The sequence below is a fragment of the Undibacterium sp. Ji50W genome (genome assembly GCF_049340445.1).
Lineage (GTDB): Bacteria > Pseudomonadota > Gammaproteobacteria > Burkholderiales > Burkholderiaceae_D > Undibacterium.
In genome coordinates this window covers 229550-241092 of sequence record NZ_JBMPOX010000005.1, presented here as the reverse complement: position 1 = coordinate 241092, position 11543 = coordinate 229550, and the positions used below count along the sequence as shown (strand labels likewise).

The 11543-nt window shown below is 51.5% G+C and carries 10 protein-coding genes; 7 read left to right on the top strand and 3 right to left on the bottom strand.

The features are described 5' to 3' along the window. Positions 1-186: 186 nt before the first annotated feature. From ACO0K9_RS11035 to ACO0K9_RS11025, 3 genes are all read left to right on the top strand, one after another. Positions 187-732 (top strand): SRPBCC family protein, encoded by a 546-nt coding sequence (locus ACO0K9_RS11035; protein ID WP_422984733.1) that lies wholly within the window; start codon positions 187-189, stop codon positions 730-732. A gap of 2 nt (positions 733-734) precedes the next feature. Continuing rightward, positions 735-1028: a hypothetical protein gene (locus ACO0K9_RS11030; RefSeq protein ID WP_422984731.1), complete on the top strand. Its 294-nt coding sequence runs from the start codon at positions 735-737 to the stop codon at positions 1026-1028. Positions 1029-1098: 70 nt separating this feature from the next. Beyond that, positions 1099-1980, top strand: a complete 882-nt coding sequence (locus ACO0K9_RS11025; protein ID WP_422984729.1) for an AraC family transcriptional regulator — start codon at positions 1099-1101, stop codon at positions 1978-1980. Positions 1981-2059: 79 nt separating this feature from the next. On the opposite strand, the gene ACO0K9_RS11020 is transcribed toward ACO0K9_RS11025, so the two are convergent. Then, the gene (locus tag ACO0K9_RS11020) at positions 2060-2398 is read right to left on the bottom strand and encodes an energy transducer TonB (RefSeq protein WP_422984727.1); all 339 of its coding nucleotides are present in this window, start codon (positions 2396-2398) and stop codon (positions 2060-2062) included. A gap of 759 nt (positions 2399-3157) precedes the next feature. On the opposite strand from ACO0K9_RS11020, the gene ACO0K9_RS11015 reads away from it, so the two are divergent. After that, positions 3158-5929, top strand: coding sequence for an EAL domain-containing protein (locus ACO0K9_RS11015; protein ID WP_422984725.1), 2772 nt, complete (start codon positions 3158-3160; stop codon positions 5927-5929). 69 nt (positions 5930-5998) lie between these two features. On the opposite strand, the gene ACO0K9_RS11010 is transcribed toward ACO0K9_RS11015, so the two are convergent. Beyond that, positions 5999-8134, bottom strand: a complete 2136-nt coding sequence (locus ACO0K9_RS11010) for a S46 family peptidase (RefSeq protein ID WP_422984723.1) — start codon at positions 8132-8134, stop codon at positions 5999-6001. 340 nt (positions 8135-8474) lie between these two features. Here ACO0K9_RS11010 and ACO0K9_RS11005 point away from each other — a divergent pair, with 340 nt between their 5' ends. From ACO0K9_RS11005 to ACO0K9_RS10995, 3 genes are all read left to right on the top strand, one after another. Then, a complete protein-coding gene (locus ACO0K9_RS11005) occupies positions 8475-9116 on the top strand; it encodes a pyridoxamine 5'-phosphate oxidase family protein (protein ID WP_422984721.1) in 642 nt (213 codons plus the stop codon). A 94-nt stretch (positions 9117-9210) separates the two neighbouring features. Continuing rightward, positions 9211-9408 (top strand): DUF1737 domain-containing protein, encoded by a 198-nt coding sequence (locus ACO0K9_RS11000; protein WP_422984719.1) that lies wholly within the window; start codon positions 9211-9213, stop codon positions 9406-9408. 83 nt (positions 9409-9491) lie between these two features. Continuing rightward, positions 9492-10277: a lysostaphin resistance A-like protein gene (locus tag ACO0K9_RS10995; RefSeq protein WP_422984717.1), complete on the top strand. Its 786-nt coding sequence runs from the start codon at positions 9492-9494 to the stop codon at positions 10275-10277. Between the two features lie 130 nt (positions 10278-10407). Here ACO0K9_RS10995 and ACO0K9_RS10990 read toward each other — a convergent pair whose 3' ends face one another. Then, positions 10408-11505 carry a hypothetical protein gene (locus ACO0K9_RS10990; protein ID WP_422984716.1) on the bottom strand — a complete coding sequence of 366 codons (1098 nt, stop codon included), beginning with the start codon at positions 11503-11505 and terminating at the stop codon, positions 10408-10410. Positions 11506-11543: the final 38 nt, after the last annotated feature.

The window sequence follows — 11543 nt, the reverse complement described above, 5'->3', positions numbered from 1 at the left end:
AAAACAGATCGCTGTAATGTTGTTTATTGTAACGGGGAAAAAACCGATTATTATGAGGATTGTGGTAATTTGATTAAGGTTTCAGCGCTAAAAACACACATCTGTGGTTTTCGCAGGATGCAACTGGTAATAATGTCATTGTCGTTTTAAGCTCAGCACTTGTTTCTTCAACCCCGGAGTCAGCTCATGATAATACTTGCCATACTCGTGCTTTTGCTCATCGCCTTTCTGCTGTACATCGCATCTTTGCCAGATGCTTTCCGGGTTGAGCGCTCGCTGGAAATCAATGCCGCCAGTGAACAGATTTTCCCCTTGATTAATGATTTCCACGCATGGGAAGCCTGGTCGCCATGGGAAAAAGCCGATCCCCAGGTCCAGCGCAGTTATAGCGGTAATGACAGTGGCCCCGGGGCGGTGTATGCCTGGCAGGGGAATAAGCAACTGGGCGAAGAGCGCATGGAAATTCTGGAAACCCGGCCACATGATTATTTGCGCCTGCAAATCAATTTCTATAAGCCTTTTGCGGCCCAGAACACCATAGAATTCAAGCTGGAAAGCCAGGCTGGCAAGACCGTGGTCAGCCACGCCATGTTTGGCCCCAGTAATTTTATGTCCAAGCTGATGGGCACATTTTTTAATATGGACAAGATGGTGGGCGGCAAATTTGATGAAGGCTTGCAAAGCCTGAAAGCGATTGCCGAGAAATCGTCGACATCGGCTGCCGGAAAATAAACATGGCCAGGCAACGTAAATTGTATGCCTGGTTGTGTGATCACAGCGTGGCCTGCTTTGTCTTGCTGACAGTCAGTTTTCTGGTGTTTGGCAAATTGTCTTTCGACCTGATACACCTGTTCAGTGCCAATGCCGACTATCTGCTGGACAACGGCTGGATAGGGCTGATGGAAGGTGGCTTGCAGCAGTTGCTGGAATTGCTGGCTACCTCTTGCGGTGCCATGATCGCTTACCTGCTATTCAAACTGTGCGAAAACGCCCTGGTAGAGCGGCTGCGCCATCGCCAAAATGAGTAAAAATGAGCAAGACTGATCATGCTTGCGCGATGGGGCTTGCGTAAGCTGTGATCTGTCAGGGGGAAGCACAGTGAATATCAGGGATGCGGCGTATCAAATCAGAATGCTGAAGGTCTTGTATTACATCGACCAACATCTGGAACAAGACTTGTCGGTAGAGTCATTGAGCGCAGTCGCTGCATTCTCAAAGTTTCATTTTCACCGGCAGTTTTCTGATTACTTTGGCATAGCGGTCATCAAATATGTGCAATTGTTGCGCTTGAAGAAGGCTGCGCATGTGCTGGCTTTTCGCCAGCACCGTCAGGTCATCGATATTGCTCTTGAAAGCGGATATGAAAGTAGCGAGGCATTTTCTCGCGCGTTCAAGAAAAGCCTGGGGCAAAGCCCTGCGCATTTCAGAAAACAGTCACAGTGGACCGCCTGGCAGAACAGCTACTTATCCCTACACCACATGAGAGAACAGCATATGTCAGCCCAGCACCAGCTTGATGATGTGAAAATCATCACCTTCCCCGCAACCAGCATCGCCGTATTGGAACATCGCGGCGACCCCGCGCTGCTGAATAGCAGCATTCAGAAATTCATTGCCTGGCGCAGACAAAACAAATTGTCGCCGAGCGTCAGCGCAACCTTCAACCTGATTTATGATGATCTGGAAAATTGTATTCCCAGTCAATACCGTTTCGACTTGGGGGCGGCGGTACAAACGCCAGTAGAAGAGAATGCTGCCGGCATCGTCAATAAAATCATACCGGAAGGGTCTTGTGCCGTATTACGGCATACAGGATCAGATGCCTTGCTGGGTGCCAGCATACGATTTCTATACGGACAGTGGTTACCGCAAAGTGGTGCCAGCTTGCGCGACTTCCCGCTATTTTTGCAGCGTCTGAGTTTTTACCCGGATGTGCCGGAACATCAGATGATGATCGATATATTTTTGCCCTTGAATTAAAGCGCGTTGACTTGGGTCAACACGCTCAAAAACAGGGGGTTACCGCAAGTCGGCATGACTTGCGGTAACCAGCAGACAATTATTTCAATGTCCAGGCAAACGCAAGGTCATTCCAGCCTTGTGCTGCGCCAGTCTGGAAGCGGCATGCTTTCAGTGCCAGCAGGGATGCTTTATCGAGTTTGCGGAAACCGCTGGAAGCAACGATTTTTGCATCAACAACGGCACCTTGTTTATCCACTACGTAGCTGATCTTGACCAGGCCTTCTTGTTCGTCAGTCAACGCACGTTGATCATAAGATGGGGCTTCGCAACCGGATTCCGCAAATGGGTTACGGACTTCTACAGCGAATGCCGGTGCGGTGACCAAAGCAAAAGCCAGTGTGGATACTATTGCATAGAGGCGGAAATGTGAGGACATAATAAACTCCTGAAAATAATGAAAGCTATCGATGAATTTGCTGTTGCCCCTGGGGCAATTGACTGCCACCAAACCGAGCAGGTGTTTGCACTATACGTCGTGCCAACGCAGCTAAAAAATCAATAATTCGTATAGGCATTATTTCCAAAAAGCATAATTGTTGCGTCGCATCAATTTGGTGCATTTATCTCATCATTACCTTCTCAAAAAATCACATGCTTGAGCAAATAGGCGGTAAATTGGGCCAATTTTGCATTTTTCTGTTCTTGCTGGTGCAAAAAACGGCATAAGATGGCATGAAAATATTTTTCGAAAAATTGTAAGCAAATGCTGCAAGTGCAGTATTTTTTTTCATGCCTATATGAGAAAATTAAATGTTTATTAATATTTAGCCTGCTCTATGCTCATCAATTCAATTGCTGACCGGCAATTTAAACGTTTCTCAAATTCATTGTTGATGCATATTCATAACGTGAAGGTAATCAAAACCTTCCCATACTGTTGTGTACTTGTATGACAAGCTGTTGTCTTCAAGCATATTTGCCTCAAATCAATTTTTTCGCGGTAACAAGAATCATCTTCAGGTTAGAATTGCCCTCAGTGTAATAGTGAATACGTGATGACCAGTTCACCTTGCTTTGTTAACCAAAATGCTTTATTTCACTGAAATTTGTTGAATTTGTGCAAACACTACAAGATTTTTTACAGCGTTGGCAGCAGCGAGGAATCTATACCCGGCTATTTGTACCGCTCTTTTTCTTGATATTTGCCGTCAGTGGTTTGCGCTACTACTTGCTGCTTGGTGCAGAAACCCTGGATGCCCGCCAAAGGTCAGAGGCAGAGCTGCGGCATTCTTTTCATTACCTGATCCCGGTATTGAGTACATTATCGGCGCAAGGTGATAGTAAGGGCATACATACTTTGCTGGATCAGGAAGTACGTTCCAGCACCATCATTACCCGTATTATCTGGAGTTATGGTAAGCAGCAGTTTGTCGGGCAAGATTCGCAACTCCAGCGTGCTGCCGTGCCAGCCTGGTTCAATAAGGTGCTGTCCTTGCCTGAGGAAACAGTTGCCAATGAAGTCAGACTGGCCAATGGGGATGCCGCCGTGCTGCGGCTTGACACCACGGCCGAGTATGAAAAAGAACACATCTGGGAAAAGTTCATTACCCAGGCAAAAATCTCGCTGGGCATCATTTTCACCATCTACCTCTTGCTGAGCCTGATACTGCGCTCGAATGCCAGAACCATCAGTCGTTTGGCCAACGTGACTGAGCAATTCAAGCAAGGTCAGCATGCGGTACGCATGTCGGTGTCGGGCACGGCTGAAGCACGCGCCCTGGCCCTGACCTTTAATAGCATGGCAAATGAAGTGCAAGCCTTGCTGCTGACTTTACAACGCAGCCAGCGCGACCATAGCGAGCAATTGCATTTCACCTGGCAATTGCTGAATGCCTTGCCGATACCGATATTCTTCCAGGATCAGCATGGCATCTGCAGACGGGTGAACCATGCCTGGGAACTGATGTTTGAACTCAGTGCTGAAGAAGTCATAGGGCAGCCCATGCCAGCCCTTTTCAGTGATAAGAACATACCTGGTGTATCCAGCATGCCCCTGATGCCGGATGATGCCGGCGATGCAGTGAAACGGGTGACAGAGGCCAGGGCCCATGTCTCCGGCAAGCATCTGGATGTCATTTTTTACCAGGCGAACCTGACCAATGTCGATGGTGAGCCAGTTGGCAGCATCGGTGCCATGATCGACATCAGTGAACGTATTCAGGCGCAGGCAGCATTGGCCGCAGAAAACGAAAAGGTGGAAACCACCTTGGCTTCGATTGGCGATGCCGTCATCAGTACCGATGTCGATGGCCGCATCCTGATGCTCAACAAACTGGCGCAGCAACTGAGTGGATGGAGTAGGGAAGAAGCATGCGAGCATCACTTGCAGGATGTATTTTTCCTGGCCGACTCGGTCAGCCGGGTTGGATTGGGTGATTTTGTCAACAATATCTGCAATAGCGAAGACGTCTTGCAGGCCAGTAACCAGATTCTGGCGGCGCGTGGTGGCAGGCAGATCGAAGTGGATTACACGGCGGCACCGATACGCCAGAAAGATGGCAGCGTCACCGGTTGCGTCCTGGTGTTCCGCGATGTCAGTGAACGCCGGCAACTGATACAGCAACTATCCTGGCAGGCAGGCCATGATGTGCTGACCGGGCTGGAAAACCGGGCCTCGCTGGCCGAACGCTTCAGCCTGGCCATCAACAGCGCCCGTGAACAGCAATGCTGGCTGGCTGTTTGCCTGCTCGACCTCGATTATTTCCAGGTCATCAATGAAAAATACGGCCATGAATTTGCTGACAAACTATTGCAGCAGGTCGCGCGCCGCCTGGAAATCAGCGTGGGGTCCAGCAATAGCGTAGCCAGGCTGGGTGGCGATGAATTTGTGGTGCTCCTGCACAACCAGACCGATGTCGCCGGGGTAGAACTGAACCTCGCCCTGCTGCTGGCCGAACTGGCACAACCCTATGAAATCGAGCAACGCATGGTCAGCATGTCGGCCAGTATCGGCGTGGCGATTTACCCGCGTGATGATATCAATGCCGATACCTTGTTGCGCTGTGCCGACCAGGCCATGTACCAGGCCAAACTGAGCGGACGTAACCAGTTCCATCTGTTCGATGCCGAGCAAGACCAGCAGTTGCGCACCCACCATAATCAGCGCGCCCGCGTCAGACAGGCTTTGCACCAGAGTGAACTGTGCCTGTATTTCCAGCCCAAAGTGAATATGCGTCTGGGCCATGTGACAGGCATGGAAGCCCTGTTGCGCTGGCAGCACCCGGAACATGGCATCGTCGGCCCACTGGAATTTTTACCCCTGGTCGAACACACGGATCTGATCATTGATATCGGTGACTGGGTCTTGCAGCAGGCCATGGAACAACTGCGGCTATGGAATCGTGAACACCAGCAATGGATAGTCAGCGTGAATATCGCTGCCCGTCATTTCCAGAGCAAGAATTTTTTACCGCGCCTGCGCAAAATACTGGCTGACTATCCGGATGTCGCGCCCGAACGGCTGGAAATAGAAATTCTCGAATCCGCCGCCATACAGGATATTCAACATGTACGCGAAGTCATGCTGGCCAGCCAGAAAATGGGTGTAAGTTTTGCGCTCGATGATTTCGGTACAGGTTATTCTTCCCTGTCTTACCTCAAACGATTACCCGCCAATACCCTGAAAATCGACCAGAGTTTTGTGCGCGATATGCTTGAAGACAAAGATGACCTGGCCGTGATCAGTGCCGTCATCGGTTTGGCGCGCGCGTTTAACCGTGAAGTGATTGCGGAAGGGGTGGAAAGTGCCGAACATGGCGTCGCCCTGATGCGACTCGGCTGTATGCTGGCACAAGGGTATGGCGTGGCGCGACCGATGCCAGCACTGCAGGTCAGTGACTGGGCAAAAAATTACATCATGCCGCCGATATGGAGCCAGGGCAAAGACCTGCATTGGGAAGGTGCCTGAACACTCTGTTAGCAGATAAAAAAAGCGAATCACCTCAATGATTCGCTTTTTTTTGCGATGAAGACTTGCTTACTTCGCCGGGTACCTGATCGTCATTTCCTTCAGTACATTGTCGGCATGATCAACTTCGCTCATAACCCACAGCATATAGCGGATATCGACATGGATGGCCCTGGTGATGGCACTGTCAAAATACCAGTCCTTGGTAATTGATTCATAAGTGGAATCAAAATTCAGGCCCACCAGTTCACCATTCCTGTTCAACACAGCAGAGCCGGAATTGCCACCGGTGGTATCTGCCGTCGACAGGAAATTTACCGGAACAGTATTCAATACCTTGTCCTTGAATTGGCCATAGTGCTTGTCCTTGATGCTGGCCAGCAGATTGACGGGTGCCTCGAACGGCGCTTTGCCGGTATCTTTTTCCAGTATGCCTTCCACCGTGGTGAATGGCCCCTTGCTGATGCCATCACGTGGTGTGTACGGAGCCACCGTGCCATAGGTGACGCGCAAAGTTGAATTGGCATCGGGATACACCGGTTTGCCTATGGATTTCTTCCACGCGATGACAGCCTGCATGTATTGCGGGATGATGCGTTCCAGGTTGCCATCCACTTCCTTGCGCTGGTTTTCCAGCGTCATATCAATTTCATGCAGCTTGATGGCCAGACGAATGAAGGCATCGTCTGAAGCGTCGAACGCAGCGCGGTTCTTGCTCATCCAGCCCAATCGCGTGGCCGTGTTACCCAACTGGCTTTGCTGATACAAGTTGACCACGCTTTCCGGCGCTGGCAGCAAGGCGTCCAGTCCTGCCGGATGAGCATGTTCTGGCAATTTGCTATAGCGTTGCAGGGCGGCGGTGAAACGTGCCTGATCGACATTGGGCAGATAAGATTGTTCGAGGCGGTTCAGGCGTCCGGCGATAAACGACAATTCGCGCTGTTGATAGTCGGCATGCCGTTCGACATCCGGTTTTTCGCTTTCGATAGCGACACGGTAGAGCGTGCGCGCACTTTTCAGCATTTCACCGGTATGGATGATGGTCCATGCCGTTTCTTGTTCAGACAGCGTCATGTCACTGGCGATGACCGCGTCCAGTTCTGACAGCAAAGTCTTGTTGTCGCCATGCTGTTTATACCAGGCACGGAAGTCGGCATCCTGGCCATCCTTGATGGCGGCCAGGTCTTTGCGCGCAAAGCCAGCCAGCAAGCCTTCAGTTTTTTTCAAACCGTTGTTGATGCCTTTGACGACGCTGGCGTAACGTACTTCTGCAGTCTTGTCACCAGCGCTTGCGGCCTGGATGACAGCAATATCGGCCGTGGATTCAGTCACCTTGGCCGGATAGCTGCGGTCACGCGCAAAACGTATTTCTGCCGGCAGTTTATAACGACTGGTGCGTCCTGGGTAACCGGCCAGCAAGATCGGGTCACCATTTTTCAGACCCTGTGCCGACACCACCAGGAAGTCTTTGGACTGATACGGGATATTGTCGGCAGACGGGTCAGCAGGGCGACCGTCCTTGCCCACATAGGCACGCAAAAATGCATAGTCGCCAGTATGACGCGGCCATTCAAAATTATCGACTTCACCCCCAAAATTGCCAATCTTGTCAGAGGGTGCGTACACCAGCCTGACATCCCGTATCATCATCTGGCGTATGCGGTAATACTCCAGTCCGCGATGGAAGCTGGGTACGGAACAACGATAGGCTTTGTCCTGTTCACATTCAGCAATCAGGGCCTTGATGCGGTTTTCCACCTGTTCATAGCGGGCACGGCCAGACATGGTGGCCGTCAATCCCTTCAATACCTGGTCGGTGACGTTGTCTACCTTGTCGGTGATGTACATGTGTGCATCCGGTCCGGCCGGTAATTCCTCGGCCTTGGTGCGGGCCAGGAAACCGTCGCTGATGTAATTCTTTTCTGCCGTGGAATTTCTCTGTATAGCTTTGTACGCGCAGTGATGATTGGTTACAACGAGACCGCTGTTTGACACGAAAGAGGCAGAACAGCCGCCCAGCGACACCATGGTATTCAGTGGGTGCTTGCTCAAATCCGCCAGTTTTTCAGCCGGGATGCTGATGCCTATGCGTTTGAGTTCGGATTTTAACTGGGGTAACTGATGTGGTTGCCACTGACCTTCGTCAGCATGGGCGGATGAAAAAGCACCGGCAACGGCCAGCGTGAGGGCGATAACTTTGAACAAATTGGTCTCCAACGAGGTAAAACATACGGGCGGCAGTACAGCTGCACCCATCAACGAAAATAATCAGTGTGCAGCAAAATACAGCGAAATACGGTGACTTGCGGTCAAATTTTCAGTTTGCTTATTAAAATGGCAGAAAATCCTGACAATAGCAGTCAATTACAGACACATCTCTACAAATTTAGTTCCTGTCTTGCGCGGCGACCAGTGCAGATTATTTCCATTATTCCGCTAAAAGGAATAATGAATTATAAATGATGGGGATTCTAATCCTGCTGACTTTGCTACAGAGTAGATGGCAGGCGTTCATTTTACGCCAACTACCTGATTGGAAACCATCATGTCCCGCGCCTTTGCCGATATCAGCTTCACACCCAGTGTCAAAGCAGCACAAAGCCTGTATGGCAGCCGGGAAGACAATCTTGGTTTTGAACTGGTGGATGAAAAGCGGGATCATTTGCTGCAGCGTGACATTGAATTCCTGCAGGCGCGCGACAGTTTTTATCAGGCGACGGTGTCTGAAAATGACTGGCCTTATGTGCAGCACCGGGGCGGCCCGGCGGGCTTTCTGCAGGTATTCGATGCCAAAACCATAGGCTATGCCGACTTTTCCGGCAATGCGCAATACCTGAGTGTGGGCAATCTGTTTGCAAATGACAGGATTTCCCTGATCCTCATCGATTATGCCAGACGGCGGCGTATGAAAATCTGGGGCCGGGCCCGCATCGTTCACGAGAATGAACAAGCTGAGCTCATCGCCAGACTGACAATGCCGGCCTACCGTGCCCGGGTTGAGCGTGCCGTCATCATCGCGGTAGAGGCGGTCGAATGGAATTGTCCGCAACACATCACCCCCAGGTTTAGCGAAAGGGAAGTGCAGGGGATGATGGCGGAATTGCTGGAAGAAAACCAGTTGCTCAAAAAGCAATTGCAGCAACTGCAGCAATTACAGCAATTGCGGCATTTGAAGGCTGCCGGTTAGGGAAGACTGTGTGCGGGATAGTATTTGCTTGCTATCCCGGCATCGGCTGCCCGGGGGCGGCTATAATGGGAGACTCACAGCAAAGACAGGCACCATGAAACTCTATCGTTATCTGACCGGCCCCGACGACAAGGCATTCTGCCTGCGTGTATCTGAAGCGCTGAATAAGTGCTGGACCCTCTATGGCGGACCGACCCTGAGTTTTAACGGTGAGGACACGATAGCCGGTCAGGCCATCATCAAGGAAGTGGACGGCGAATTTTCAGCCGGTCTGGACTTGTCGGCTATGTAATGCTGCTAAGTAATGCTGATATGTAATGCTGCAATGTACCGGTCATCCGCTACAGCACCAATTCTGGTCTTCCCTTCCTATTTATGAAACAGCAACACGATCAATTTCCCTCGGCGCTGGAAGCGGTTTTTCTGGTCGCTTTTCTGATGGGCGTGGAATTTGTCATCAACGCCGCTTTTTACGATATGCGTTCTGTGCTGGGCATGGACCCCGCGCATATGATAGGCATCGTTTTCCTGCTGGCCAATGCCGTGTTATTCACGGTACTGCTGCATTACAAGAAGATGACTTATTCATCCCTGTTTCATGCTTCCCCTACCCCGGTGGGGGCTACCGTTGGCTTGCTGGGTGTGCCGGTACTGATGCTGGTGCCGGCATTGTCGCTGCTGATCATGCTGCTGGAACAAGTGCTGGTGCAATGGTTGCCGGTACCAGCGGGGCAGCAAAAGATTTTTGAACAGATGATGCTAAGTGGCCTGTCGTCCATCGTCACTGCCTGCCTGATTGCCCCGGTGGTGGAAGAAATGCTGTTTCGCGGCATTATCCTGCGCAGTTTCCTGGGCCAGTATTCACGCTGGCAAGCGATCTGCGGGTCGGCCTTGTTGTTCGGTTTTGCGCACCTGAATATCTACCAGTTCTTTGCCGCCTTCCTGCTCGGCTGCCTGTGTGGCTGGCTGTATGAACGCAGTCGTTCCTTGTGGCCGGGTATCATTTTGCACGCCAGCTATAACAGCCTGGCCATGCTGATGGAGCGCTGGGCAGTATCCGGGGAAGACTGGCAACCGTCACCAGCGCATTGGTTGATTGCCATCGTCTTGTTTGTCATTGGCGCTGGCTTGTTGCACAAGCTGCTATTAAGACGAACATAATACGAACTTAAGGCGACGAATTTAAGGCGAACTTAAGGCCAGATTGAGGCGAACTTAAGGCCCGCTTTGCCAATGACAGGAAGAAGCGATCAGACCCTGCGGGAAAGGCACAAGCCCTTCCCCTGGCTGTTTAGTCTGGCTGCATTTCGCGCTTCAGGCGGCGCTGCACTTCCCAATCCAGTTCGGTTTCACGTTTCTTTTCCAGTGCATCGATATGGCGCAGTTTCTTGCCTTCGACAAATAGGCCGGACAACAGCAGGCGTGGCTTGCTGGTGGCGGACACCATACCATGTGTCGCCCAGCGTGAACGTGGCAGGGTGGTGCCAGCCAGGATGCCGTAATCGCTGCCGCAACTGATGCCTTTTTCACCAATCACAGATTCACCCGACTTGATGTACTTGGCCGCATAAATCGTGGCCTTGGTGGCGATCCAGCGTCCGCAATGGATTTCACCGCGCAGGCTGCTGATTTCGCCGGTGGCACGCAAGCTGCCCCAGGTACTGATATCACCCTGGCTGCACAGGCTGTCTACTTCCAGGTTGCCCTGGCAAATCACGGTGGCGGCAAACAGGCTGCCTTCTATCTGGACATCGGTTTCGCTGAACAATTCACCCTGACAATTGCAGTCACCGGCAACATGGATACCAGCAGCCGACAAATGTCCGCCGATAAACTGGATTTCGCCGGCTTCCAGCACATCGTCGAGTTGTACATTGCCATGACAATCCAGGTCGGCACAGGTCAGGTAGCCCAGCGCCTGAATATCGCCATAACCGCCAAAGGCATCATGATGATCATGCCGTGCCAGGATGGCAGGATGTACCAGTTGATGAATGAAATTACTGCCAGCCACCAAAGCCTTGCGCTGATCCAGTTCCAGCATGCGTGCCATCCAGTCGGCGCTGCAACCGGTCTTCAGCAGGTATTCGACTTCAATATTGCCACCGGCATCCAGCGTATGACCAATATACAGCGATTGCACGCGGATATCGCCGGTTACTGTCAATTTACCCAGGCAAAATACTTCTTCTGCTTCCAGGTCACCATCGATCAGGCAGTCACCACCGACGATAAGCTGGGTGGTGATCAGGGCATCGCCCTGTACATGGACGTCGCCCGTGCTGGCAAATTGCTTGCGTTTCAGGCGTGTGGTTTGAACCGGTAAGGGCGCAGGAAGTATGGCGGGCACGGTGATTTTTGTGGCCACGGTGGCAGTGCGCTTGGACATGGTAAGCCTTGCAGAGAGAATGGTAATCGGAGAAGCGT